We start from the raw sequence: 25,449 nt of genomic DNA, 5'->3' as shown, positions 1-25,449 counted from the left end.
CCTTTTTTAGGGTAAATTCGTTACGCTCTCGTCTTATCAGAAAAAGCAACTACCAATGAAACTTATATCCGGAATACTTATTGTTTTAGGCTTATCAGCCGCATCATTGCAATCCATGGCACAAACTGAAATCATAAACCTTTGGCCGGAAGGCAAAGTACCTAATTTTAAAACCAGTTCGGTTGAAGAAAAGTCAGTTACGGATGCGAATGGAATTTTGAGGATTAGCGGCGTTACCGTACCGACAATTACCGCCTACATTGCTCCAAAAGAAAAAGCTACAGGTGCAGCAGTGATGATTTGTCCCGGCGGCGGATATGGAATTCTGGCTGCATCGCACGAAGGAAGTGATTTTGCAAAGTGGTTTAACGAAAGAGGGATTTCAGCTTTTGTACTTAAATACCGCTTACCAAACGAAAAAGCCATGACACATCAGCATGAAGTTCCTTTAATGGATGCTATGCAAGGCATGAAACTGATCCGCCAGAATGCAGGCAAATGGAATATCGATCTGAACAAAATCGGAGTAATGGGTTTTTCAGCAGGAGGACACCTGGCTGCAACCATTTCAACACATTACAACATGGGCGAGAAGGCTTCGGAAGAGGCTAAGCCCAATTTTTCAATCCTGCTTTATCCTGTTATCTCTTTGTCGCCCACACTGGCGCACGGTGGTTCACGCGATAATCTTCTGGGGCCTGAAAAATCGGAAGAGCTGATTAAGTATTATTCCAACGAGTTGCAGGTTAGTGCCAAAACACCGCCAGCATTTTTGGTGCACGCAATGGACGATGGCGCTGTACCGGTTGAAAACAGCATTGAATATTATTTAGCCCTGAAAAAATTTAAAACTCCTGCCGAAATGCATCTTTACCCAATTGGTGGTCACGGTTATGGATTCCGAACCCAAGGAAAAGGCTCGCTTGTCAACTGGCCCGCTGCCATGGAAGGATGGCTCAAAGCAATGGGTTATATGAAGTGATCATAAGTTTTAATAACAACAGAGATTCAGTGAAGGATAACTTTAACATTCTTCATTGAATCTCCTTAGAAGATCTTTGACAAAAGATTAAAGCAGCATAGCCCGGATAATCCAGGTTTAGCATAGATTTGGCCTAAAATTAGAATTTCAAAGTCCGATCAGCCTGGTATGACCGCAATAAACCGTTTTCTTCTTAACCAAAAAGCCATTCTTTTTCTGTTTCTGGCAATCGCCATTTTTGCAGCTTTACAATCTTACTTTGCGGGATTAAAGACTTTTGAAGAAGATGGCCGGTTATATACCTGTTACAACAACTACGTCATATTTAAACAGTCGTTTTTTCACCTTATTGAAGGAAAAGACCTATATATACTTTATGTAGAAGAGCAATGGGATTTATTTAAATACAGCCCTGCCTTTGCACTGGTTTTCGGGCTGCTCGCTTATCTTCCTGATGCAGTCGGACTTTCACTTTGGGCCATTTTAAACGCAGTAGTGCTTTTTTACTCCGTGTACTATTTACCCAAAATTGATAACCGAACAAAAGGACTGATACTCATTTTCATTTTCAGTGAACTGCTCACCACCCTGCAAAATGAACAGAGTAATGCACTGATCGCAGGCTTACTTATTTTCACTTTTGGTTTTTTAGAACGGGGAAAATACTGGATGGCTTCATTTTGTATCGTTTCAACCATCTTTATCAAGCTATTCGGGATTGTAGGCCTTGCGCTATATCTGCTTTATCCGGGCAAGTTAAAGCTGACTTTTACCACCGCATTCTGGGCGATACTTTTTACACTTCTACCATTGGTAGTTGTTGATGCAGAACAGTTTGTTTTTTTATACAAAAGCTGGGCAAATATGCTGGCTAACGACCATTCCATTTCCGATGGACTTTCAGTTATAGGCTGGCTGAAAACATGGTTTGGTTGGAACGTTAATAAAACTTATGTGAGTCTTGCAGGAGTTGTATTATTTTGTATCCCGCTCTTGAAAGTCAAAGAATATTCCAGATATCATTTCAGGATTCTGATGCTTGCTTCGATTCTTATCTGGGTGGTTATCTTCAATCACCGTGCGGAATCACCTACATTCATTATTGCAATCAGCGGTGTGGCACTCTGGTATTTTTCCCAATTTCAGAAAAGAGAGAATCTAGTTTTACTTATTCTGGCTCTGATATTTACCGGATTATCTTCTACCGATCTTTTTCCAAAATTTATCCGGAATCAATGGATATTCCCTTATGTAATTAAAGCCGTGCCGTGTATCCTGATCTGGATAAAAATCCTCTACGATATGATGGCAGGCAATATCGCTCCCAGGTTACGGGAAGACCAGTAAAATCGTTACAGGATTAATGCGGCTTCAACCCTGTAACGATACAATCAATTAATTCATAGCTACCAGCGTACGGCCATTTGTTTCTTTAACCTCAGTGGTTGCCAGGTTGATATTTTTTACGATTTTCTCATTTTCATCCGAGATTTCAAGAGTGTAATTTCCGTCTTTAATTTCTGAGAAATTGAGTTTACGGCCAAATTTTTCGAAAGACTTATTTACTACTTCCTCATGCAGGACGGTTCCCTTATCATTTCTCAGGCAAATGGTAACATGCTGGCCTTTTGATTTTTCCAGTAGTAAGTTCATGGTTAAAGTGTTTTTCACACGGTACATACCAACACGGAAATTTTCGCAGCTATTGTTCTTACATTCCGCTTTTGTATCAAACGGAGCAGCTGAAATCTGAGCATTTAATAACAATAATCCGCAGGCTGCGGCAAAGATGGTTTTGATTAATTTTTTCATGGCTATTGAAGGTTACTTGTTGTAAAACTTTTAAAGATTTTACGAAAGAGACCTAACAGGCCAGCCATGTTGCATCGTTGGTATAAATGGCAAAAAATAAAGGATGAACGGTTTCAGCCGCTAATCGCAAGTTTGCGGTTGAAAAACATCCAGCTAGTAAAAGTTCTTGTATTTTTTTATCTTTGATTGCATTCAAACTGGTACCAACTATGGCTCGCACCTATCACATCAGGATAAAAAAAGATTATGCAGCTGCACTAATAGACGACCTGCAAAAGGCAGATGCCATCGAGTTCATATCCGAACAACAAATTCCTGGCTGGCAAATTGAAGAAGTGGATCGCAGGATAGAAAAATATAAAAACAGTCCTGAACTACTAATCAATGAAGATACTGTATTCAAAATACTTGATGAATAATAGAAATGGCTTATCAACTTCTATTTAGTCCTGAGGCTCTTTTGGATATAACCGACACCGCCAGTTACTATGAAGAAATAAAAAAAGGTCTTGGGAAAAGATTCAGAAATGAATTAAAAAGGAAGTTTCTCCTTATAAAGGTAACTCCTATGATTTATTCTATCCGGTATAATCATGTCAGAACAGCCCTACTTGACATATTTCCGTATTCAATACCCTTCAATGTTCTCCAGGATAAAGGAGTAATTCGTATTCATGCAGTCCTAAGTCATTACAGAAATCCCGATCAATTTTGGAATGACTATTAACCGAACAATTCACCCGCCAATCGCAATCATTGTGCGATTTTGCTCATAGTCGGTTTTTGCATCATGTTTATCAAAACCAACATGCCCGCCGTTAGCGAAGTGTTTTTTATAGAAGTGGCCGTGTATCAAAGGACGAATATCCTCGCCGGCACGTAAAGGAGTAAGTAAATCTACTTCTGTGGTATCAAAAAGACAGTTCTTGAGCTTACCATCAGCAGTAAGGCGGATACGATTACAGCCGGAACAAAACGGATGTGTTACCGTACCAATAATCCCAAAAGAGCCTGCTCCGCCTTTTACCTGAAAACGGTGAGCGGTATCCTGCAACTCACCAGGCAATTTTTCAAATTCAAATTCTGAACTGACCTCGGCGAGTAAATCGGCGTAAGATACTATTTTGGACATATCCCACTTATTACCGTTAAAAGGCATAAATTCAATAAACCGTACGTGCAGATTTGGATTATCCAGGGTTAATCTAACGAAATCATTTACCTCAGAATCATTCACGCCCTTCATCACAACGACATTGATCTTCACAACAAATCCTTCAGCGAGCAGCAAATTGATGTTACTCAGTGTTTTGTCAAAATGATCCCGTTTGGTAATATTTTTAAATTGTGCTTCCTTTAAAGTATCCAGACTAACATTCAGCGATTTAACTCCGGCTTCTTTTAGATTAGAAATAAACTGGTCGATAAAAACCGCATTGGTGGTCAGTGTTAAAGAGACCGGCAGTTGCCCAAGATTATTAATAATTCGACCGACATCCTTGCGTATCAAAGGTTCGCCACCTGTCAGGCGGATTTTGTCTACACCCATTTCAACAAAAATCTCCGAAATAAGCTCAATTTCCTCGGCCTGCATCAGCCATTTCGATGGCATAAACTGCATGTCCTCCTGAGGCATACAATACGTACAGCGCAGATTGCACTTATCTGTCAGCGAGATGCGCAGATAAGTATGCTTACGCCCGAATGTATCAAGAATGGGTGCTGACATGAAGTTATTAGATCTCTATTAAGTTAAAAACTAGTGCTTTTTTCCTTCCATTACACTAAAAACATGTAATACCTGTGGGAAAAGTGCGTCCATATATTCGGTTACTCCTCCGGTACTTCCGGGCATTGTAATGACAAGCGTTTCGCCTATAAGTCCGCCGGTAGACCTGGAAAGCATCGCTGTCGGGATACGCTCCTGACCGTATTGTCTTGCGGTTTCAGCAATTCCCGGAATTTCGCGCTCAATTAATTCTGCAACCGCTTCCGGTGTAACATCACGATCAGACAAGCCGGTTCCGCCAGTAATCAATATCATTTGATAAGATGTGGTCACCAGACTGTTTATCTTTTCCTGAATCAACAATTTGTCATCAGGAACAATACTGTAATCACTTACTGAAATGTTGAGAGCGTGAAGTTTCTCAACGATTTTTTTACCCGATTTATCTTCACCAATCCCTTTTGAAATACTATCGGAGCAAACGACAACTGCGGTTTTAAGATTATCAGGAATAGCTTTCCTGTCACTTTTTCCTCCCTTTTTCTCCAAAAGCCGGATATTAAAAATCTCAACACCTTTATCGATCGGTTTAAGCATATCATACATCGTTAAGGCAACCACAGACGCACCATGCATTGCCTCAACCTCCACTCCGGTTTTATAAATCGTTTTTACCGTCAGCTCAATAACAACAGACAATTCTTCTATCCGGTAATTTACTGCGGTGAATTCAATTGGTATCGGATGACAATCCGGCAACAGGTCAGGTGTTTTTTTAACAGCCAGAAAACCAGCAGCTTTTGCCATTTCAAATACATCACCCTTGGGAACGGTCCGATTTTGAATTGCCAAAATCGTTTCCGGCTTGCTAACCTTAACCGTTGCCTCCGCTGTAGCTATTCTTAATGTATTTGTTTTGTGCGTAATATCAACCATTCAAACGTTGTTAAACCAGGTCATTTATTTATTTTCCTTCCACACGTAACCAACTTCACCCACAAGCTCTTTTCCGAAAATAGGAACATTGGCCTTGATTTCTTCTACAATAAATTCAGATGCTTCAAAAGCTGCTCTGCGATGGGGCGAGGACACGAAAACGAATAAGCTTATTTCGCCCGTCGGCACAACGCCCAGACTATGGTAAATGTGCATACAGGTAAGCTCAAACTTCGTAAAAGCGGTTTCCCGAATCTGATGAAAGGCTTCTTCCGCCATTTCTTCATAGGCCGAGTACTCAATTCCGGTGACAACGCCGGTCTCTTTTTTATCTGCACGAATTTGCCCTAAAAAAATCGCATGCGCACCAATCTGTGTTTTGGACTGGTGGCTGGCAATTGATTCAGTAATGAACATGGGGCTAATCGGCCCCTGAACAAATACTTTTTTCGGCTTTCGGATTTTCTCCATTGGTTTTTATTAATTAACATTTTAACCGCCAGCAAAAGGAGGAAGCAACGCTATTTCAGCCAGATCTGAGATTAATTTCAAATCATCAGAAATTTGCTTATTAACAGCAATTTTAAATTTCTTTTCCCGGATTGCAGGATATTTATCTAAAATCTGTGCCCGGAATTCTCCCACGGTAAGTTCCTCTCCGGCAATCCAGGATTCCTCCGTTTTTCCCGTCAGCTCTGCAAGCATTCCGTAATACATCACATGAACACTCATATTGTTATTTATTTGATCAACTAAAAGGCAGCAAATGCACTTCCACCAAGTCACCTTTTGCAACCACATTCTGTGTTACAGGTAAATAAATGATTGCATTCGCAACAGCAAAGGATCGCAATGCAAACGACTCCTGTCCATCCAACGGAATAACTGTGTCGTGAGTTGCAGTTGCTTTTAAAAATTCGTCGCGTTCGCCGTCAAAAGAATAGGCGTGTGTAATTGGCAATTGAAGAGAACGCAAAAAATAATCCTGCCTGCCGCACATCTTTCTGAGCGCAGGCAGCACATATTCATAAAAACAGACCAGCGATGAAGCTGGATTGCCCGGCAATGCGAAAAACAGCGTATCTTCCTTTCTAGCGAACAGCAAAGGCTTACCGGGTTTTTGCTTCACCTTATAAAAAACAGTTTGTGCCTCAACGGCTTCCAGCGCTTTACCCACATAGTCATAGTCACCGACAGAAATTCCTCCCGAAGCCAAAACCACATCGTTTCTCCCGGAAAGCGCATCTAAAGCAACAATTGTCGCATCCAGATCATCTTCGGCATACAGCACTTCGGTCTCGTAAATCCCTTCCTGTTTTAAAGCGGCAATAAGCATCGCAGAATTTGACTCATAAACCTGGCCATATCCAAGCGCATCTCCCCGCTTTACCAATTCATCCCCGGTGACAAGAATACCTACTTTGGGCTTTTTATAGACCTCAACCGTATCCACATTTAACCCCAGTAAAAAACCAACTGCACCGGGACATAACAATGTATTTCCGGGAAGTGCAACTGCTCCCTCCGCGATTTGCTGACCCACATTTCGAATATTTTTCCCGGATTGGACAGGAAACTCGTTAACAATTACCTGACCACCTTCTCTGGCAGTATGCTCCTGCATAATCACGGCTGTGGCACCATCGGGAACCGGAGCGCCTGTAAAAATACGAATGGCCTCTCCCTTGTTTACGTTTTGCACTGATCTTTCACCCGCCTTTGCTTCGCCTGTAATCGTTAAAGCAGTTCCGTTTACCAGAATATCCTGATGGAAAATTGCATAGCCATCCATTGAAGATTGCCTGAAAGAAGGCAGCGAAAAGGAAGCTAAAATATCCTTAACAAGTACATAACCCAATGACGTTTCGAGAGTTCTGATCTCGGTAGCTAATAGGAGTGTATTTGCAATAATCTTTTCCTTCGCCTCGTTTACTGTTACCATGTCAATTTGCTAATCTAAACTGCAAGATACTACATGGTAATATTTCAATAACAAATTTTATAAGGCAGGAAAAATCAGGGAATCCCATCGTTTTCAACATATTTTATTAAAAACAGATCACGATAATTATGTAACTTCCTGTATATCAATGACAAAATAAATTTTTAATTTTATTCATCTTGGTATATTGATATATTTTGAAAATGAGTACATTTTGCATTTTTGTACAATTACAGATTATTATTTACGCTCTTTTACCAGAATCAAAGAAATTATTGTGCGATTGCGTTTTTATTCAGAATTCAACAATATTAAATTAGTACTATAAAATTAATTCTAAAAAGCCTGTAAATCAGTTTTTTATGTAAAAATGAAATTTTATTTATTCAATACCGTTATCTTTGCACCCCGGGAAATCAATAACAATAAGTAATTATCGTATTGGCCAACCAAACTAAAATGAAGTTTCACGAAATAAAACATGCATGATTCGACTAATCTTTGTTGCCTTCTCAATCGCTGTAATGGGCAAGATATCCATGCGCGAGGTGGAGGTGGAAAAGAAAGAACTGAAAGAACTGACAGAACCAACCAATACTATCAATTCAGATCTTCTTGCTATTGACTTCTGTGGCGAGGTTGTACCATTAACAGAACCCCGCATTGCCCAGCGATATCAAACAATGATCAGAAATTACGATACACCCAAATTTCGTAAGCTGATGACAAGCACTGAAAAAAGGATGAAAACCATTGAAACCATCCTTAAAAAGTACGGAGTACCAGCCGATTTTAAATATATACCCATCATAGAGAGCGCTATGAGCGATGACGTTACATCTCATCGGGGTGCAAAAGGCTACTGGCAATTTATGCCACTGACAGCTAAATCTCTCGGACTGGTAATAAATGACACCAGAGACGACCGGAAACATTTAGTTAAATCCACCCACGCTGCCGGAAAATATCTACGCCGGTTACATCATCAGCTTGGGTCGTGGACATTGGTTGCAGCTGCTTATAATGCAGGTCCGCAACACATTCAGGATCGTATGAATGCTCAGAAGAAAGACGATTACTTCAAGCTCAAACTCAACGCGGAAACGACAAAGTACATGTACAAACTTGTTGCTGTTAAGGAATGGTTTTCCAATCCTAAAAGAAGCCGTGAATGGGGAAGCGGTGAAGTAGTGGATCGTCTGGCAGAACTACGCCTCGACAAAAAGAATGCCCTTGCCAAGCCTGAACCAAAAATTTTGGCACGGCTGGAGACGGATTCTTAAATCCAATCAAGTTTTATCTAAATTGTAGTAAGGAAAAGCTTTGATATGCTTTTCTTTGCACCGGATATCCATATTTTTATATGGATATCATTTTTTATACTAATTCAAATTTGTTGACATGACAAAAGCAGAAATGATCACCGATAAAGGAACCATGCTGATCGAATTTTACGATGAGGATGCTCCTATTGCCGTGAAAAACTTTGTTGATCTTTCAAAAAAAGGTTTTTATGACGGATTAATTTTCCACCGTGTTATACCTGACTTCATGGTTCAGGGCGGAGATCCAACAGGAACCGGCCGCGGAGGTCCGGGTTACACAATTAAATGTGAACTGAAGGGCGGGAACCAGTATCACGATCGTGGTGTGTTATCGATGGCTCATGCCGGACGTGACACAGGCGGCTCGCAGTTCTTTATCTGCCACAGTCGCAGAAACACGGCGCATCTTGATGGAAACCATACCTGCTTTGGTAAAGTTGTAGAAGGCGTGGATACTGTAGATTTGCTTCGCCAGGGCGATAAAATTCAGAAAATTACAATTATTGAAGAAGAAGTTGCCTGAATTTAGTGTTCAGTCGATATAAAAAAAGTCCGGAACGTTCCGGACTTTTTTTATATCATCAGTTCTTTAATCTTACCAGAAGTAACTGTAAAGAAAAGTAATCATCGCAATCACAACGGCTGCACCGATAATAAAGCTTTTATGAGGTACAAACATGGAAGAATCGATCACCAACCCTTTGCGTTCATCCGGAAGCACAAGGCCCAGAATAAACATTACAACTACACAGATCAGGAATACCAGTCCCATACGATCCAGGAACGGAACCTGAGTCCAGTCAGCAAAAGGCAGATAATTGTTATGCATTGCCAGGGCAATTAAAAAACCTCCTACAATAGCAAACAGCGCTCCCGCTGAGTTGGTCCTTTTCCAGAAAAAACCCATAATAAAGGATGCAAAAATACCCGGGGAAAGTAATCCGGTCATTTCCTGGATAAACTGAAAACCACCTTTTTTATCAATTCCCATATAAGGAGAAACCGCGATTGCCAAAACCATTGAAATGACTACAACCAACCGACCAATTCTAACCAACGTCTTTTCATCCGCATTTTTACCAATATAATTTTTGAAAATATCCAGGGTAAAAATCGTAGAAATACTGTTTGCCTTACCAGCAAGAGAAGCTACAACAGCCGCTGTCAATGCTGCGAAGGAAAGTCCCTTTAACCCTGCTGGAAGCAAATTTAATAGTACAGGATAGGCTTTATCAGGATTAATCAAACCATCTGATCCTAACATTTCACTTTGGAACATCCCTTTGCTGTAAAGCGCGTAAGCCGCAATACCTGGCAATACCACAATCACCGGCATTAACAATTTAAGAAAAGCAGCAAAAAGAATCCCGTTACGGGCCGTTTTCAAATCAGCTCCCAAGGCACGCTGCGTAATGTATTGATTACAGCCCCAGTAGTTCAAATTCACAATCCACATACCACCCAGCAGAACAGTCAGGCCAGGTAGCTGCATGTAAAAAGGACTGGTTTTTGGGAAAATCATGTGAAAATGATCATCGTGGTTATCACGCATCATTTTAATTCCGCTCATCACACCATCAAGCCCGGCTTCACCTGAAACAAGATTAATAGCCAGATAGGTTGTTGCCAAACCTCCGATAACAAGGAAAAATACCTGTATAACGTCTGTAAAACCAATTACCTTCATCCCGCCAATTGTAATGATAATGGCAAAAGCAGCCAGGGCAATCATACAAAACTGGAAGTCAAGACCGGAAATACCCGACACGGCCAGTGCTCCCAGATAAAGAATGGAAGTAAGGTTAACCAGGATATATAAAGCCAGCCAAAAAACGGCCATGATCAAACTTACTGTCGGATTGTAGCGCTGGCTCAAAAACTGAGGCATCGTATAAATTTTGTTCTTCAAATAGATTGGCATAAAAAATACAGCAACGATCACCAGCGTTGCAGCCGCCATCCACTCGTAAGTCGATATACCCAATCCCATCGAAAACCCGTTTCCTGACATCCCGATAAACTGTTCTGCGGATATATTCGAAGCGATCAGGGATGCACCGATTGCCCACCAGGTTAGAGAACCTTCGGCTAAAAAGAAGTCCTTTGTTGATTCAGTAGTTGTTTTTTTTCGCTGATAAATCCAGAAACCGTAGCCGGATACAAGAATAAAGTAGAAGAAGAAAACAATGTAATCCAGAGTCTGTAATTGTTGCATTTCAATCGTATAAATTGGATGGTTGGATAAGCAAGTTGGTTCAAGTCGAAAGGTACACTATTTTCCGAAAATAGTGCAAAGAGTTAAGCGCCTATGGAACTCGAAATTTCGTGTTTTAGATGAAAAAGGTTATTCGGAATCATTTTTTTGATAAAACCTAACTTTTAATCCCGCACGTTTTCCCGGGAAGGGAGCCTCAAGGGATTTCGGGGCAATCTTGGCCGGCGTTTAGTCCGGGGCATTTTTTCTGCTGTGTTATAGGATTCAGCAAAGGATTTACCTGAGTCCATCAGTTTAATAAATTTCTGTATGCCCGTATTTTCTGTTTCAGCGAGCCAGTATGATACTTCCAGTCCGGAAGTCATATAGGCCAGCATGACGTATTGCTGGTTGCCATTAAAAAATTCCTTTACCGACGTTATGTTTTCAAGTTCCAGAATTTCCTGACCGCCGCGGGTGTAATACAGCCACTCGTCCATATACCCAAAATATTTACCGATTACATCTGTGTTTTCAACAAATCTTCTGTCCAGCATCAGAGCGACACCTTCATTGAACCACTGTGGCACTTCCGTAACCGTCTTAAACCATCCCAGTCTGGCAAGAAGTTCAATATGGCTCATTTCGTGACTGATTACATCCACGTTCATTCCTTCGGCATTCAGGATAATAAAAGAACTTCCCCAAGGCGTCCCAAGACTGCATCCCGCCCCTTCTGAACTGTTACAATACTTTTCATACTGCTGCGGATTGCTACAAATAATAATAACAGGCCGCGATTTTTTACCGGCGTAAAATGAATCAACCCGCGCCTCAGAGCGACGAACGGTTTTTAAAATTTTGCTGCTTTGGGAAGCCGTTATATCCGGACTTACAAAAATGCCCTGTTTTACTTCTCTGAATTCAGAAGAGCGAATAATCTCGCAGTTGAAAAGCTCAGGATATAGAATAAGGAAAGCAGTAATGAGTGCAAACAAACCGATGAACAGGTACTTACCAATTTTTGTGGTGTACTTAATCAAGGTCTGACTGACTTTCAAATTCAATGAAGTTTAATTACAATGAAGCAAGATGCACCATAAAAGATATAACCGCAAATGACTGAGGAAGCATTTGCGGTTATATTTAATAATATCAGAAATATCTAAGACGTCAATTGGCACTAATTAATGCTTAAAATGCCGTACGCCTGTTGTTACCATCGAAACGCCATTTGCATCACAATATGCAACCGAGTCCTTATCACGAATAGAACCGCCCGGCTGAACAACCGAAGTGATGCCTGCCAGATGTGCAATCTCGACGCAATCCGCGAACGGGAAGAACGCGTCAGAAGCCATCACTGCACCGTTCAGGTCAAAACCAAACGCTTTGGCCTTATCAATTGCCTGACGCAAGGCATCAACACGGGAGGTCTGGCCGGTTCCGCTGGCAAGAAGCTGGTTTTCCTTCGCCAAAACGATCGTGTTTGATTTGGTATGTTTGCAAACCTTAAGCGCAAATTCGAGTGCTTTCAGTTCGTCTTCGGTCGGTGCTTTTTCTGTAACGGTTGTAAACTGGGAAGCAGTTTCTGTCGAAAGATCTTTATCCTGAACCAGAACCCCGTTCAAAATGGTTTTGAACATCACGTTTGGCAATTGAGTCGATTTCCGTTTTAACAGGTTACGATTCTTTTTTGATTTTAGTAAAGCCAGCGCATCTTCGTCGAATTCAGGAGCGATCAGGATTTCCATAAACAGTTTGTTCAATTCTTCGGCTGTTGCCAGATCCACTTTTGTATTGGTGATCACAACTCCGCCAAATGCCGAAACCGGATCGCAGGCCAATGCATTGTCATAAGCCTCTTTCGCAGTAGCTGCCGTTGCAATTCCGCAGGCATTGGTATGTTTGATGATCGCAAACGTTGGATCAGACCCAATAAATTCATCTATCAGATTTACGCAGGCATCTACATCCACCAGGTTATTGTAGGATAATTCCTTACCGTGTAGTTTTTCAAATATACCTTCCAGATCGCCAAAGTAAGTTGCATTTTGGTGGGGGTTTTCACCATAACGCAATGTTTGAGACGGTAAACTCTGGAAATCGTAAAGGGCTGAATCAGCCTGAGTTTCTTTTGAAATAAAATAGCTGTTAATCGCCCCGTCATAATGAGAAGAAACACCAAATGCCTCTCCTGCATATTTACGCCTGTCTTCCAGATCCGTTGCGCCCGCTTTTGCATCCAGCAATTCAACAACACCGGCATACTGACTTCTTGAAGAAACAATCAGTGTATCCTTGAAGTTTTTGGCAGTTGCCCGTATCAGTGAAATTCCGCCTATGTCAATTTTTTCTATAATCTCTTCTTCACCCGCACCGGAAGCAACTGTTTCTTCAAACGGATACAAATCCACAACAACCAGATCGATAGCAGGGATGTTGTATTGAGCCGCCTGTGCTACATCACCGGCATCATCGCGTCGATATAAAATCCCGCCCATGATAGCAGGATGCAAGGTTTTAACCCGACCGCCAAAAATAGATGGGTAACCCGTCAGCTCTTCGGCAGCAGTTACAGGAATCTGAAGGTTTTCTATAAATGTTTGTGTACCTCCTGTGGAATAAAGTTTTACGCCATTTTCGTGCAGAAGACGAACCAAAGGTTCAAGTCCATCCTTATAATAAACAGATATAAGGGCAGATTGGATTTTTTTAGACATTGTTCGATTATAGATTATAGCTTTGGGAAACCGGATTTTATTTAAATAAAGACTCAAATGAACTTCATTTACAAGACAATCCGCCGATCTCCTTTCAAAAAATAAACCGCAAAGATATATTAAAAAACGGCGAAGTGGGAAGTAAGATTTGAAGTTTGTGGTAAACAGCTTGCAGTTCTGTCCGGATGATCAAAGGAATGAAATTTGTCATAAAATATTAAATATCGAAACAGGAAATAATATGAATCTGAATCTGACAGGAAAAACGGCCCTGGTTTGCGGCAGCACGCAGGGAATTGGTAAAGCAACCGCCATCGAACTGGCATTACTGGGAGCGAACGTAACACTTGTAGCCCGAAATGAAGAGAAATTAAAAGAAACAGTTGATGAACTTGATACTTCTTTGGGCCAATTGCACAGATATGTTATCGCTGACTTTGCTGATAATCAAAATGTAAAAGATGCGATCGATAATTATCTGCGACTGGTGCCTGATGTGCACATTTTGATCAATAATACAGGAGGACCATCCGGGGGGCCCATCATCGAAGCAGACACAGATCAATTTCTGAAAACCTTTCAGATGCATGTACTGAATTATCAGTTTTTGGCACAGGCTGTTGTTCCTTCCATGAAAAAAGCGGGTTTTGGCAGAATTGTCAACATTATCAGTACGTCAGTAAAGCAGCCAATCGTTGGTTTGGGTGTATCCAATACGATTCGCGGCGCTGTTGCGAGCTGGTCTAAAACAATGTCGCTGGAATTGGGACCTTTTGGTATTACATCAAATAATGTGCTGCCAGGTTTTACAAAGACTGCCCGGCTTGATGCCGTTCTTGAAATGAGAAGTGTATCACAGGGCAAATCCAGTGAAGCTATTGCAGAAGAAATGAAGGCCGTGATTCCCATACGGCGTTTTAGCGAAGCCGAAGAAGTTGCAGCTGCCGTAGCATTTTTATGCAGTCCTGCGGCGGGAAGCATTAGCGGAGTAAGTCTGCCTGTGGATGGCGGGAAGACGGAGAGTTTATAGGAGAAAATACTTTTATTAACTCTATAAAAAGCAAAAGGAACAAGCGCGTCATGTGCCTGTTCCTTTTACTTTAATCAAATTCAAAATTAATATCCCGGATTTTGTTTCAAATTGGCATTTACAGCGATCTGCTGACTTGGTATTGCATAAACCAATGTTTTTGGATCTGTATCAGCTGGTCTGATTTGTCCGGCCAATAAGAATTTACCGAAACGAATCAAATCCTGTCTTCTCCATCCTTCCCAATAAAGTTCTCTGGAACGTTCGTCTAACAAGACATCCAATGTAAGCGCTGTAAGATTTGCAGCTCCGCGATTTGTCCGGATCGAGTTTACGATCGTTAATGCGTCCGCAGCCGTACCAGGCGTACCTCCACGCAAAATGGCTTCTGCCTTCATCAACAATACATCTGAATAACGATATACTACCCAATCATTGTTTTTCTGGCCTTTCGACGCAAAGTCAAACGGATACTTTATAACCCTGATACCAGCAGTTTCCAGAGTGGCGCCGGAAGTTCTTATTGTTACTTCTTTTGTAAAGACCAAAGGTTGGGTTGCAGGGTTTTTGGCCATTAAAGGTTTATTAGTTACCCAGCTAATTTGCTGCCCCTGTAAAAAACCGGCATTTTGAATTTTATACCCTTTGTTGTGATTGGATGTGGTATCTGCCGAATAGTCATAATAGCCACCCCTTCTTTCATCTGTTGCTCCAAATTTATCGTACAGATTGGATAATGCAGCCCATCCATTCCACCCACCCGGGGTCATGTTATAATGTGAAACTGTCCAGTACGCTCTGTCCACGCCTCCACCTCTTACACCCTCTTCATTGTAGAGTGTAAAAATATTTTCTGTGGATTTAAGATGGTTATCCGGAGCAAAGTTGTCAAAGTACTTACCTTTTGGAGAAATGGTATAACCTGTTATCTCATTAGCCAGACTTACAACCTTCGCCATATCGGCCGCAGCAAACGTAGGTGCCTGTCTGTTCAAAAAGGTACCTTTATTTAGGTAAACTTTCATTAACAACACTCTTGCCGCATTTTTATTTGCTACGAAAGCCGCACCCGAATCAGGCAGGTCTTTCATAATCGCATTCACCTCAGAAATAATAAAATCAGTAGCCTCCTGTGAACTAAGCGTTTTAGGAAGCTCACGAAAATCATCCAGATTCTCTCTGTAAGGAACAACTCCCCAAAGATCCAATACATCGAACATAGCCAATGCTCTGATAAAACGAGCTTCTGCTGCCTGCTGGGCAGATGGGCTGTAACGCAAAACGTTGGATGACTGGAATATTGCTGTTAGCAACCCGCCAAATGTATTGCTCATGTAAGAGTTATCGGCATTCCAGGTATGCAGGTGAATAGCACGGTGTGTACCGTTATCGTCCCAGTCACCCCCGCGCGTCGGTGCTACTGCTTCATCAGAAGAAAGTTGCTGCAGACACCAGCGGTTATCCTGCTGATAAGGGTTGTTCAATGAGGAATATGCACTGATTAATAAACCGGCCGGATTAATGTTTCCGGTTGAAGTTTCTTCCAGATCGCTATTAAGCTGCTCGTCAAGATCTGTACAGGAAAACAGCGAAATTCCTAACAGAATGGTTGCACAATATGATTTAAATTGCATAAAATCTTTAGTTTAAAATTACAGTGAAAAGTTTACTCCCAACAGTACCGTTCTTGCAGAAGGGTAAGGTACATACTCAATACCAAGTGAAGGGATATCACTACTCGATCCGTCCGTATTTACCTCAGGATCAAAACCTTTATAACCTGTTATAACAAAAAGATTTTGACCTGTAAGCGAAATACTCATGTTTTTGAATGCTTTTCCAATGTTCCCTACTCTGTAACTTAACGTTACGTTCGACATCTTCATATAATCTCCTTTTTCAAGGTATCTCGTAGAAGGTGCAGCTGAGTTAGACGTAGACTCTTTGATGTCCGTATTATAAAACTCCTTCGCCATATTTCTTGCCGTCAGGTTGTTTATACCTAGGACAGTGGCAAACGTGTTATTAAATAGATAATGACCAAAAGCACCATTCATATTCACAACCGCAGAAAGTTTTTTGTAAGTCACATCCGTAGAAAATCCAAGAAGATATTTTGGGTTAGGACTTCCGACATAGTATTTATTCTGAGCGGGGTCCACCGAAGAACTTGCATTACCATCTGCTCCTACATACATACTTGTTCCGGTTGCAGGATCCAGGCCTGCATACTTTGCCAAATACCATACGTTAAGCGGCTGACCGCTAACCATACGTTGTCCTAATACCCCAGAAAAACCTTGTCCTCTCAACTGAGCCGTTTCATAAAATCCAGGTAAGCCAGATACACTGTTTTTCAGGTAGGTAGCATTGGCTGAAATATTCCATGTCCAGTCTTTTGTTTCAAAAACGGTTCCGGTAAGAGCCACTTCCACCCCTTTATTTCTAACCTCTCCATCTAAATTAACCCAAACCCTTCCGCTCGGGGCTGGCTGAGCAAGTGTTCTTTCAAACAATGCATCAGTTGTCTTTTTATTAAAGTAATCGATCGATCCGATAATTTTCGACTGGAAAAGCCCGAAGTCAATACCTGCGTTAATCGTTTCAGAACTTTCCCATTTCAAATCCGGATTACCGAAGTTGGCCTGACTTACGCTCTGATTACCAAATGCATAACGATCTCTTGAAGCACCTGACGGAAATTCCCTGTTACCGGTTTTACCCCATCCAATACGTGCCTTCAAACTATTAACCACACTATTATCCTTTAAAAAGGATTCATTCGACACATTCCAGGCCAATGCTAACGCTGGGAAGTTAGCATACTTATTGTTCTCACCGAATTTCGTAGAACCATCTCTTCTAACTGTACCGGTAAATAAGTATTTGTCCAGATAATTAAAACCAGCCCTTACAAAAAATGACTGTAATTCGTTGGTTGGACTTCTGTACGAACTTGCACCTCTGTTATTTGCGATAGAATAACCAAGATAATCGTAGAAGTTAAGTCCAACGTTAGTGAATCCACTTGCATTTACGGTATTCCACCCATTTGCATAAGTAAGGAACTCATAACCGGCAACCGCATTAACACTCAATGATGGAGTGATTTGTTTGTTGTAGGACAATGTGTTCGTAAGTTGCTGGTTGGTTTCCTGATTGTTACCTACGAACGCAAAACCGTTGTTTGTTGTATTTTGGTTAACAATACCATCTATCAACATTCCTTTTCTAATACCCATCTGGCGGGTAACACTGTACAAAAATTTATACTCAAGATCATTGGTAATTTTGAAAGATGGCGCAATACTCGCAACAATCGTGTTAACGGTTGCTCTGTCTTTATATGCCGCCAAATTTGCAATTGGGTTACCTGTAATGTTATTGATGTACGTAAAACTTCCATCAGTGTTTCTCAACGGACGTGTCGGGTTCCATGCAAGAGCCATTGAAATCAGGTTACCATCAGCACCTCTGCCGACGTCAATCGGAACGATGTTTTCGTCTGTTTGCGTAAACAAAACACTAAAATCCAGGCCTAATTTTTTGCTTTCCAAAAATCTATAATTGGTGTTGATACTTGCCGTATATTTTTTCAGCTGGGAGTTTTCGATGATCCCTTTTTGATCCATGTATCCAGCGGAAATACGATATTTACCAGCATCTGTTCCTCCTGTTACTGCAACAGAATAGTTCTGAACAGGAGCCACTCTGGTTATCTCATCAAAGGCATTTACGTCACTGCCAAAATCATAGGAATTAGTAACAGCATCGGGTGCATAATACTTCACTGCCTGTCTGAATTCGTCCGCTGATAAAACTTCCGGTCTCCTTAGTAAAGTAGAAAGACCAGCAGATGCATTGAAATTTATCGTTGGTGCTCCTGATGCTCCACGCTTTGTGGTTATGATCACAACCCCGTTTGCTCCGCGTGAACCATAAATAGCCGTTGCCGAAGCATCCTTTAAAATATCCATACTTGCGATATCGCTTGGGTTAAGATAGGCAAGCGGGTTACCTCCATCAGAACCAAAACCACCGCTACCACCCGGGCGTGCAGAACTACCCGACAAAGGAATACCATCCAATACAAATAGTGGATTGTTGCCTGCGCGAATCGAGGAGTTTCCGCGTATCCTTACCGTAGCAGCGCCCCCTGGCTGTCCTGTGTTATTGATCACCATTACACCAGGGGTTCTTCCCTGAATAAGCTGATCCGGAGAAGTAATTACACCTTTATTAAAATCCTTTGATTGTAAAGACGCCACAGAACCAGTCAAATCCTTTTTCTTAACCGTTCCGTACCCGATCACTACAACTTCTTCAAGTGCTTTTACATCATCAGTAAGCACCACATCAATTTTCGATTCGCTTCCTACCGTCACTTCTTTTGTTGAAAAGCCGATAAAGCTGAAAACAAGCACTGAAGCTGGTGAAGCTGAAACCGAATACTTCCCATCCATATCAGAAGTCGAGCCCTTTGTAGTTCCCTTCACACTTACAGATACACCTGGCAGTGTACTGCCTTTTGCATCTGTGACCGTTCCGCTAATTGTCACATCCTGCGCGTGAACACTGCCAAAACTTATTGAAGCCAGCAAAAAAATCAATAACGACCACGTTGCCGTTCTGCGCTGTTTTTTTTCTGATTGCAAACTTTCTCTTGTATCATCATGAAGATGATAAAAGGGTAAAAATAAATTCCCCATAGGTCAAAAATTATTTAGGTATCGTTATATATTAGCCCGGATTATTTCTAATATTAAGTTAAAACCCAAATCAATTGGAGTTAAATTGCTGAAAATCACACAACTTAAATTGAATTAAATGGTTAATAAATAATATTTTTACGTAATCCGTTTGGCAAATTAATATAAATAGTTCCTATAATACAATGGAGCTGTTTTAAAAATCCAGTCATATAGATAAGATTTTTTGATTGCCTGATTTTATCCAATTATTGTACAATATTGACAATGGAGAAGTCCAAAATACTCCTTTTTGGAATTGTCTTTAATAAAAAATTAATTTTTGCAAGTAGCTTTTTTGTCAATATTCGGGAAAGAAATCCTTCTAAACCTTCACCGTTGTTTGTAACTTTGAAGCCGTTTCAATTCCCGATTTTGCTTTTATGACATTGCAGTCCTCTGTTTCCAACCTTAGTTTAAATTCACTTGCAGATCAGCTTGAAGGTGAGCTTTTTCTTGACAATACGATTCGAACCCTATATGCTACCGACGCTTCCGCATATCGCGAAATGCCTTTGGCTGTATCGATTCCCAGGTCTGAGGCTGATATAAAAAAACTGATTGCATTTGCGAATGAAAACCGGATTTCACTGATTCCGCGGACAGCCGGAACTTCTCTGGCCGGACAGGTGGTAGGAAACGGAATTGTGGTAGATGTTTCCAAAAATTTTACCAAAATACTGGAAATCAATCAGCAGGAGAGATGGGTTCGTGTACAGCCGGGTGTGGTGAGAGATGAGTTGAATATGGCTCTGAAACCGTATGGTTTATACTTCGGACCGGAAACTTCCACAGCCAACCGTGCCATGATCGGCGGAATGGTGGGAAACAATTCCTGTGGCTCCAATTCAATCGTATACGGGAGTGCACGGGAGCATACGCTGGAAGTAAAAGCCATTCTTGCGGACGGAAGCGACGCGCAGTTTAAAAGCCTGTCTTCATTAGAATATAAAAATCTGATTGCCAAATCCTTATCGAAAAACGGCAGTGCCGGTCTGCTTGATAAGATCTATTTAAAAACCAATGAAATTCTTTCCTCTGCTGAAAATCAGGCGGAGATCAGAAAGAATTTCCCGAAACCAAGTGTAGAAAGAAGAAATACCGGTTATGCGCTGGATATGCTTCTGAACACGGAACCTTATCTTTTGCAGGACGAAAATCAGTCTGCAAAACAATTCAATATGTGCAGCCTGATTGCAGGTTCAGAGGGAACGCTATGTTTTTTAACAGAGATAAAACTGAACCTGGTGCCATTACCGCCTAAAACGCAGGGATTGGTTTGTGTACACTGCAATTCGATTGACGAGGCTTTACGCGCCACCGTTCTCACACTGAAATACGGTCCGCACGCGGTTGAACTCATAGACAATTACGTTCTGGAATGTGCGATGCTTAATGTTGAGCAGAAGAAAAACGCGTTTTTTGTAAAAGATAAACCAGACGGCACGCTGCCAGCAATTTTGGTGGTGGACCTTTCAAGAGAAACCAAAGAGGAGGTTGAAGCGCTCGCACTGGAAATGTCCACCGAACTCATGCAGGCTGGCATGGGCTTTCATTATCCGCTGCTTTTTGGTGATGACACGAAGAAAATCTGGACTTTGCGTAAAGCCGGTTTGGGCTTGTTATCGAATATTCCCGGCGATGAAAAAGCGGTCGCCGTTATTGAAGATACAGCTGTGGACGTGTATGACCAGCCGGAATACATTCGTGATTTTAATGAAATCCTGAAAAAAAACGGCATGTCAGCCGTTCATTATGCGCATGCCGGAACGGGAGAATTACACCTTCGTCCGATTATTAATCTAAAAACCAGTGAAGGCCACCGTCAGTTCAGGATGATTGCTGAAGAGATTGCGACGCTGGTAAAAAAATATGACGGTTCTCTTTCGGGTGAACACGGCGACGGACGTTTGCGCGGGGAATTTATTCCTAAAATGGTTGGTGAACATAATTACCAGCTATTCAAAGACATCAAAAATGCCTGGGATCCAAACCACATATTTAACCCCGGCAAAATTGTGGATACCGCTCCGATGGATACCTTTCTTCGTTATGAAGCGGATCAGAAAACGCCTGAATTCAAAACCTATTTCCGTTTTCATGACCAGGATATTTTGCAGCATGCCGAGCAATGTAACGGTTCGGGAGACTGCCGTAAAACGCAGATGAGCGGTGGTACAATGTGTCCGAGTTTTATGGCGACCCGCAACGAAAAGGACACTACGCGCGCCAGGGCAAACATTTTGCGGGAAATGCTGACGCACTCAACAAAAGAAAACCGCTTCGACAACCATGAAATAAAGGAGGTATATGATCTTTGTCTGGCCTGCAAGGGCTGCAAGGGAGAATGTCCTTCAAACGTGGACGTAGCCAAACTGAAAATGGAGTTTCTCCAGCAATATCATGATGTACATGGTGTTCCGATGCGTTCATGGCTTGTCGGGAATTTTTCTAAAATGACTGGCCTGGCAAGTTATGTACCCTGGGCCTATAACCTGATTTATAAAAATAAGCCATTAAGAAAGATCGCTAACAGCATTGTAGGATTTCATCCGGAAAGGACGATGCCGTTGCTGCATAGCACTACATTAAAAAGTTGGTGGAAGAAACGAGTAAACAGTTCAGAGTTTACAGTTCCTTTCACTTCATCAATAGCGGTAAAAAAAGTTTATCTGTTTTGTGATGAATTTACCAATTACAATGATGTGGAAATTGGTAAAAAATCGATTCTGGCTCTGGAAAAATTAGGCTACCAGGTCATTATTCCTGAACATGCTCCATCCGGACGTCCTCAACTGTCGAAGGGTCTTTTGAAGGATGCCAAAAAGATTGCTGAAAAAAACATACGCCTTCTGAAAGATATTATCTCTTATGACACACCGCTCATCGGCATTGAACCATCTGCTATTCTGACTTTCAGAGACGAATATCCTGATCTGGTAAGTGATGATTTGGTGGAAGATGCAAAAAAACTGGCTCAGAATGCTTTGCAGTTTGACGAGTTTATTGCCAGAGAAATAGAACTGAAACACATCAGTAAAGACGTATTTACGAAAGACAAACGTGTGATAAAACTGCATGGTCACTGCCAGCAAAAAGCAATATCCAGTATGGTTCCGACCAAAAAGATGCTGTCGCTTCCTGAAAACTACACTGTTCAGCTTATACCATCAGGCTGCTGCGGTATGGCGGGGTCTTTTGGTTATGAAAAAGAACATTATGATTTGTCGATGCAAATTGGCGAAATGGTGTTGTTTCCTGCCGTGCGCCAGCAACCTGAGGATGTAATTATCGCCGCACCAGGCACAAGCTGCCGTCATCAGATACATGACGGAACAGGCAGGAAAGCCAGGCATCCGGCTGAAATTTTGTGGGAGGCTTTGCTTTGAAAAACAAGGCTACATAGGCCTTTTATGTAAAGACAGTCATCAGTTTGATACGATTTTAACACTTTTTCAAATTTCTTTGCTGAACTATTTCTTACAATTTCGCGTACCAATCCTGTACATAAATATTAAATAAAATGCTTGTAATCAGCTCAAGAGAGTTTAGGGACAACCAAAATAATATATGGATTTGGTTGATAGAAATGAACAGGTGATTATTCAAAGAGGGAAGGAGAAAGCCTATGCTTTAACTCCTGTTGGTAAAGAGGATAAATATTTTATGGATCCTAAAACGCTGGCTGATATCCAGGAAGGTATAAACCAATACAAAGACGGTAAGACAATCAAAGTTGATCAGGCTGATTTAAATAAACTACTTGGTTTATGAGTTATTCCCTCGAGTTTACTCCCAAGGCAATGGAGGGAATCTAAAAACTGAAAATGTCAGGAAATAAATCTGTACTCAAAAAAATAAGGAAACTACTAGACGAGCTAATTAAGCATCCGTACACCGGAACAGGTCAGCCTGAACAATTGAAACACAATTTGACTGGCTTCTGGTCCAGAAGAATTAATCGGGACATCGAATTGTTTATGCTGTTGACGAAAAAATGGATTGTTGTGACAATAATTTCTACTAAGGGACATTACAATTAGGCATCAAACCTCCTCATAATCCAACTCCTTGCCATAAGTTTCTTCCATTTTCCAGAGTGAAAGAAGAGCCAGGGAAAAACAAATGGCACCGACGATTGCTCCGGATTGAAGCACACCCCAATTTGGTTTAAGAAATTGAAAAAACGGAAGGCTGATCAAAACCGTAGCGCGAACATTGTTGGCGACCGAAGTTGTAACGGTAGCTCTCAGGTTAGTCCCGAATTGTTCAGCTGTGGTGGTAAGAAACATGGCAATGTACCCGATTGAAAATCCAAGCCAGGCATAACAAAAATATAAAACGGTTGCAGTTTGTATTCCTCCGTAAATAAGCCAGATTGTACCTGCAAGCGTCATAAGGATCATTAGAAAAATGGCTTTTTTACGTGAATGAAACCATTGACTCAAAATCCCGCTGAAAAAATCTCCGGTTACCACGCCAAGATAAGTATAAAGTACACAGCTGCCCGCCTGCACATCTCCAGGAACACCCAGAGCTTTTGCAAACTCATTACCAAAAGTAGCGTAGATACCAATGACCATGTAAGTGGGCAGACCAATTCCCATACACCTGATGTAGCGGACCAGCCGTGAACCATTCGTAAAAATGCTCCACCAGGGAACTGAGCGTGTTGCTTGCCTTTTAAGACTTAAATTAAAAAGAACCGACTCCAACACATTCACACGTAAAGCTAAAAGAACAAACCCCATGCCGCCTCCGATAAAATAAGCTGTCCGCCAGTCGGTAAGTTTCACAGCAAAAAAGGCTGCAATGGCACCTGCAAGGCCCACACTCGCAACCACTGAAGCTCCGTAACCCCGAAGTTCCTTTGGCAGAATTTCTGCAATTAACGTAATTCCCGCACCCAGTTCTCCTGCGAGTCCAAATCCGGCTATAAATCTTAAGATTGAGTAAATCTCTACATTATAAGTAAAGCCACACGCAATATTTGCCAGGGAATAAGTTAATATCGATCCAAACAAAACGGATCTCCGGCCTAATCTATCTCCGAGAATGCCCCATAAAAAACCACCGGTCAGCAGCCCGGCTTGTTGCCAGTTATAGATTTGAGAGCCAACCGTAGAAATCTGCTCCTCAGTCATTCCGAGATCTTTTAAGCTAGGAACACGAACAATATTAAAAAGCAGCAGATCATATACATCCACAAAATAACCCAGTGAAGCAACGATTACAGGCAGCGTTAATACAGAACTTATTTTTAAAGATTTACCAGGGCTGATTGAGTCCATTTAATTTCAAAGAAGCGTTTCATCTACTAATTTATTCTTCCGAAGGTTTTCTTCGAAGGGATTTTACGGTGGCGTTGCGCTGTTTGGTTTGGAGCCTTTCAGTTTTAGAGGCAAGCGTCGGGCGCGTTGGCCTTCGTTTTTTCTGAACAGTAAATGATTTACGGATTAAGTCATTAAACTTCTCAACCACCTTTTCTTTGTTAGCCAGCTGCGAACGTTCAGTCTGGTGATACAAAATCAGAACCTGATCATTCGTAAGCCTCGTACTTAATTTCTCATAAAGTATTTCCTTTTCATTGTCGGATAAAACCGATGAATTTCTGACGTCAAACCGCAGCTCTACTTTCGTCTCAACCTTGTTTACATTCTGTCCGCCGGCACCACCGCTTCGGGCAGTTTGAAAGACAAGTTCATTATGAAGTGTATCAGGGTTTATCATTTCTCGTTTTACTATTGTTAAGGTTTGTTAATACCTATACGACAACCCGGGGGAATTTCGCTTTAAGGTTGTCATAATTTGGAAGCAAATCCTATGTTTACACGATCCGAAATAATTGTAAAATATTATATATCAAATATTTACGAATTTCACGTACAATCCTGCAACCAAATGGACTAAAATAACATCATTTATGCAAGCAGGTTTAAACGTTTTTGCCGATACAAAGGTCGTTAAACCCGAAACAAAAAGGACAGTCCAACCGTCGATTTTAATTTAAAGAAAAACAATTAATTTA

Annotated in this window: 23 protein-coding genes; 10 read left to right on the top strand and 13 right to left on the bottom strand. The window is 41.4% G+C overall.

What is annotated here, in order from left to right; translation table 11 throughout:
• Positions 1 to 55 precede the first annotated feature (55 nt).
• Positions 56 to 982 (top strand): alpha/beta hydrolase, encoded by a 927-nt coding sequence (locus E0F88_RS19120; RefSeq protein ID WP_131959890.1) that lies wholly within the window; start codon positions 56 to 58, stop codon positions 980 to 982.
• 168 nt (positions 983 to 1,150) lie between these two features.
• A complete protein-coding gene (locus E0F88_RS19115) occupies positions 1,151 to 2,329 on the top strand; it encodes a glycosyltransferase family 87 protein (RefSeq protein ID WP_131959889.1) in 1,179 nt (392 codons plus the stop codon).
• Between the two features lie 48 nt (positions 2,330 to 2,377).
• On the opposite strand, the gene E0F88_RS19110 is transcribed toward E0F88_RS19115, so the two are convergent.
• On the bottom strand, positions 2,378 to 2,794 hold the full coding sequence (locus tag E0F88_RS19110; RefSeq protein ID WP_131959888.1) for a T9SS type A sorting domain-containing protein: 417 nt from the start codon (positions 2,792 to 2,794) through the stop codon (positions 2,378 to 2,380).
• Between the two features lie 209 nt (positions 2,795 to 3,003).
• Between E0F88_RS19110 and E0F88_RS19105 the strand changes: the two genes are divergently transcribed.
• Together E0F88_RS19105 and E0F88_RS34775 are read left to right on the top strand one after the other, a co-directional pair.
• Complete coding sequence (locus tag E0F88_RS19105) at positions 3,004 to 3,213, top strand: addiction module protein (RefSeq protein ID WP_131959887.1); 210 nt, start codon at positions 3,004 to 3,006, stop codon at positions 3,211 to 3,213.
• Between the two features lie 5 nt (positions 3,214 to 3,218).
• Positions 3,219 to 3,521, top strand: a complete 303-nt coding sequence (locus tag E0F88_RS34775) for a type II toxin-antitoxin system RelE/ParE family toxin (RefSeq protein WP_131959886.1) — start codon at positions 3,219 to 3,221, stop codon at positions 3,519 to 3,521.
• 9 nt (positions 3,522 to 3,530) lie between these two features.
• Here E0F88_RS34775 and moaA read toward each other — a convergent pair whose 3' ends face one another.
• The 5 genes from moaA to E0F88_RS19075 are packed head-to-tail and all read right to left on the bottom strand — an operon-like array spanning position 3,531 to position 7,401.
• Entirely contained in the window at positions 3,531 to 4,523 is a 993-nt protein-coding gene (moaA, locus tag E0F88_RS19095) for a GTP 3',8-cyclase MoaA (RefSeq protein WP_131959885.1), read from the bottom strand.
• A gap of 30 nt (positions 4,524 to 4,553) precedes the next feature.
• Positions 4,554 to 5,459 carry a bifunctional molybdenum cofactor biosynthesis protein MoaC/MoaB gene (gene moaCB / locus E0F88_RS19090; protein ID WP_131959884.1) on the bottom strand — a complete coding sequence of 302 codons (906 nt, stop codon included), beginning with the start codon at positions 5,457 to 5,459 and terminating at the stop codon, positions 4,554 to 4,556.
• 24 nt (positions 5,460 to 5,483) lie between these two features.
• A complete protein-coding gene (locus E0F88_RS19085) occupies positions 5,484 to 5,930 on the bottom strand; it encodes a molybdenum cofactor biosynthesis protein MoaE (RefSeq protein ID WP_131959883.1) in 447 nt (148 codons plus the stop codon).
• Positions 5,931 to 5,951: 21 nt separating this feature from the next.
• A complete protein-coding gene (locus E0F88_RS19080) occupies positions 5,952 to 6,191 on the bottom strand; it encodes a MoaD/ThiS family protein (protein WP_131959882.1) in 240 nt (79 codons plus the stop codon).
• A gap of 16 nt (positions 6,192 to 6,207) precedes the next feature.
• A complete protein-coding gene (locus E0F88_RS19075; protein WP_131959881.1) occupies positions 6,208 to 7,401 on the bottom strand; it encodes a molybdopterin molybdotransferase MoeA in 1,194 nt (397 codons plus the stop codon).
• A gap of 485 nt (positions 7,402 to 7,886) precedes the next feature.
• On the opposite strand from E0F88_RS19075, the gene E0F88_RS19070 reads away from it, so the two are divergent.
• Positions 7,887 to 8,684: a lytic transglycosylase domain-containing protein gene (locus tag E0F88_RS19070; RefSeq protein ID WP_131959880.1), complete on the top strand. Its 798-nt coding sequence runs from the start codon at positions 7,887 to 7,889 to the stop codon at positions 8,682 to 8,684.
• A gap of 118 nt (positions 8,685 to 8,802) precedes the next feature.
• Entirely contained in the window at positions 8,803 to 9,249 is a 447-nt protein-coding gene (locus E0F88_RS19065) for a peptidylprolyl isomerase (protein WP_131959879.1), read from the top strand.
• A 72-nt stretch (positions 9,250 to 9,321) separates the two neighbouring features.
• On the opposite strand, the gene E0F88_RS19060 is transcribed toward E0F88_RS19065, so the two are convergent.
• The 3 genes from E0F88_RS19060 to purH form a co-directional block, all read right to left on the bottom strand.
• A complete protein-coding gene (locus E0F88_RS19060; protein WP_131959878.1) occupies positions 9,322 to 10,941 on the bottom strand; it encodes a sodium:solute symporter family transporter in 1,620 nt (539 codons plus the stop codon).
• Between the two features lie 164 nt (positions 10,942 to 11,105).
• Positions 11,106 to 11,981 carry a hypothetical protein gene (locus tag E0F88_RS19055; RefSeq protein WP_181956101.1) on the bottom strand — a complete coding sequence of 292 codons (876 nt, stop codon included), beginning with the start codon at positions 11,979 to 11,981 and terminating at the stop codon, positions 11,106 to 11,108.
• A gap of 126 nt (positions 11,982 to 12,107) precedes the next feature.
• A complete protein-coding gene (gene purH / locus E0F88_RS19050; protein WP_131959877.1) occupies positions 12,108 to 13,643 on the bottom strand; it encodes a bifunctional phosphoribosylaminoimidazolecarboxamide formyltransferase/IMP cyclohydrolase in 1,536 nt (511 codons plus the stop codon).
• Positions 13,644 to 13,884: 241 nt separating this feature from the next.
• Between purH and E0F88_RS19045 the strand changes: the two genes are divergently transcribed.
• Positions 13,885 to 14,673, top strand: a complete 789-nt coding sequence (locus E0F88_RS19045) for an SDR family oxidoreductase (protein ID WP_131959876.1) — start codon at positions 13,885 to 13,887, stop codon at positions 14,671 to 14,673.
• Between the two features lie 86 nt (positions 14,674 to 14,759).
• Here the strand turns inward: E0F88_RS19045 and E0F88_RS19040 are convergent, their stop codons facing one another.
• Complete coding sequence (locus tag E0F88_RS19040) at positions 14,760 to 16,307, bottom strand: RagB/SusD family nutrient uptake outer membrane protein (RefSeq protein ID WP_131959875.1); 1,548 nt, start codon at positions 16,305 to 16,307, stop codon at positions 14,760 to 14,762.
• Between the two features lie 18 nt (positions 16,308 to 16,325).
• Positions 16,326 to 19,382 (bottom strand): SusC/RagA family TonB-linked outer membrane protein, encoded by a 3,057-nt coding sequence (locus tag E0F88_RS19035; RefSeq protein WP_131959874.1) that lies wholly within the window; start codon positions 19,380 to 19,382, stop codon positions 16,326 to 16,328.
• 422 nt (positions 19,383 to 19,804) lie between these two features.
• Between E0F88_RS19035 and E0F88_RS19030 the strand changes: the two genes are divergently transcribed.
• The 3 genes from E0F88_RS19030 to E0F88_RS19020 all read left to right on the top strand — a co-directional run bounded on the left by E0F88_RS19030 (position 19,805) and on the right by E0F88_RS19020 (position 23,464).
• Entirely contained in the window at positions 19,805 to 22,810 is a 3,006-nt protein-coding gene (locus E0F88_RS19030) for an FAD-binding and (Fe-S)-binding domain-containing protein (protein WP_131959873.1), read from the top strand.
• Positions 22,811 to 22,991: 181 nt separating this feature from the next.
• Positions 22,992 to 23,195, top strand: coding sequence for a type II toxin-antitoxin system Phd/YefM family antitoxin (locus E0F88_RS19025; protein WP_220466334.1), 204 nt, complete (start codon positions 22,992 to 22,994; stop codon positions 23,193 to 23,195).
• 53 nt (positions 23,196 to 23,248) lie between these two features.
• Positions 23,249 to 23,464, top strand: coding sequence for a Txe/YoeB family addiction module toxin (locus E0F88_RS19020; RefSeq protein ID WP_229213829.1), 216 nt, complete (start codon positions 23,249 to 23,251; stop codon positions 23,462 to 23,464).
• A 3-nt stretch (positions 23,465 to 23,467) separates the two neighbouring features.
• Here E0F88_RS19020 and E0F88_RS19015 read toward each other — a convergent pair whose 3' ends face one another.
• Both E0F88_RS19015 and arfB read right to left on the bottom strand, forming a co-directional pair.
• On the bottom strand, positions 23,468 to 24,712 hold the full coding sequence (locus tag E0F88_RS19015; RefSeq protein WP_131959872.1) for an MFS transporter: 1,245 nt from the start codon (positions 24,710 to 24,712) through the stop codon (positions 23,468 to 23,470).
• Between the two features lie 31 nt (positions 24,713 to 24,743).
• The gene (gene arfB, locus E0F88_RS19010; RefSeq protein ID WP_131959871.1) at positions 24,744 to 25,151 is read right to left on the bottom strand and encodes an alternative ribosome rescue aminoacyl-tRNA hydrolase ArfB; all 408 of its coding nucleotides are present in this window, start codon (positions 25,149 to 25,151) and stop codon (positions 24,744 to 24,746) included.
• Positions 25,152 to 25,449 lie beyond the last annotated feature (298 nt).

The sequence above is a fragment of the Dyadobacter psychrotolerans genome (genome assembly GCF_004349265.1).
In the GTDB taxonomy this organism is placed as follows: Bacteria; Bacteroidota; Bacteroidia; order Cytophagales; family Spirosomataceae; genus Dyadobacter; species Dyadobacter psychrotolerans.
The sequence above is the reverse complement of the archived record's forward strand: the minus strand, read 5'-3'. Positions and strand labels throughout refer to the sequence as shown.

Bases quoted from the DNA above. Each gene is read 5' to 3' on its own strand.
- E0F88_RS19120 (WP_131959890.1), top strand. From the start codon at position 56: ATGAAACTTATATCCGGAATACTTATTGTTTTAGGCTTATCAGCCGCA.
- E0F88_RS19115 (WP_131959889.1), top strand. From the start codon at position 1,151: ATGACCGCAATAAACCGTTTTCTTCTTAACCAAAAAGCCATTCTTTTT.
- E0F88_RS19110 (WP_131959888.1), bottom strand. From the start codon at position 2,794: ATGAAAAAATTAATCAAAACCATCTTTGCCGCAGCCTGCGGATTATTG.
- E0F88_RS19105 (WP_131959887.1), top strand. From the start codon at position 3,004: ATGGCTCGCACCTATCACATCAGGATAAAAAAAGATTATGCAGCTGCA.
- E0F88_RS34775 (WP_131959886.1), top strand. From the start codon at position 3,219: ATGGCTTATCAACTTCTATTTAGTCCTGAGGCTCTTTTGGATATAACC.
- moaA (WP_131959885.1), bottom strand. From the start codon at position 4,523: ATGTCAGCACCCATTCTTGATACATTCGGGCGTAAGCATACTTATCTG.
- moaCB (WP_131959884.1), bottom strand. From the start codon at position 5,459: ATGGTTGATATTACGCACAAAACAAATACATTAAGAATAGCTACAGCG.
- E0F88_RS19085 (WP_131959883.1), bottom strand. From the start codon at position 5,930: ATGGAGAAAATCCGAAAGCCGAAAAAAGTATTTGTTCAGGGGCCGATT.
- E0F88_RS19080 (WP_131959882.1), bottom strand. From the start codon at position 6,191: ATGAGTGTTCATGTGATGTATTACGGAATGCTTGCAGAGCTGACGGGA.
- E0F88_RS19075 (WP_131959881.1), bottom strand. From the start codon at position 7,401: ATGGTAACAGTAAACGAGGCGAAGGAAAAGATTATTGCAAATACACTC.
- E0F88_RS19070 (WP_131959880.1), top strand. From the start codon at position 7,887: ATGATTCGACTAATCTTTGTTGCCTTCTCAATCGCTGTAATGGGCAAG.
- E0F88_RS19065 (WP_131959879.1), top strand. From the start codon at position 8,803: ATGACAAAAGCAGAAATGATCACCGATAAAGGAACCATGCTGATCGAA.
- E0F88_RS19060 (WP_131959878.1), bottom strand. From the start codon at position 10,941: ATGCAACAATTACAGACTCTGGATTACATTGTTTTCTTCTTCTACTTT.
- purH (WP_131959877.1), bottom strand. From the start codon at position 13,643: ATGTCTAAAAAAATCCAATCTGCCCTTATATCTGTTTATTATAAGGAT.
- E0F88_RS19045 (WP_131959876.1), top strand. From the start codon at position 13,885: ATGAATCTGAATCTGACAGGAAAAACGGCCCTGGTTTGCGGCAGCACG.
- E0F88_RS19040 (WP_131959875.1), bottom strand. From the start codon at position 16,307: ATGCAATTTAAATCATATTGTGCAACCATTCTGTTAGGAATTTCGCTG.
- E0F88_RS19035 (WP_131959874.1), bottom strand. From the start codon at position 19,382: ATGGGGAATTTATTTTTACCCTTTTATCATCTTCATGATGATACAAGA.
- E0F88_RS19030 (WP_131959873.1), top strand. From the start codon at position 19,805: ATGACATTGCAGTCCTCTGTTTCCAACCTTAGTTTAAATTCACTTGCA.
- E0F88_RS19025 (WP_220466334.1), top strand. From the start codon at position 22,992: ATGGATTTGGTTGATAGAAATGAACAGGTGATTATTCAAAGAGGGAAG.
- E0F88_RS19020 (WP_229213829.1), top strand. From the start codon at position 23,249: ATGTCAGGAAATAAATCTGTACTCAAAAAAATAAGGAAACTACTAGAC.
- E0F88_RS19015 (WP_131959872.1), bottom strand. From the start codon at position 24,712: ATGGACTCAATCAGCCCTGGTAAATCTTTAAAAATAAGTTCTGTATTA.
- arfB (WP_131959871.1), bottom strand. From the start codon at position 25,151: ATGATAAACCCTGATACACTTCATAATGAACTTGTCTTTCAAACTGCC.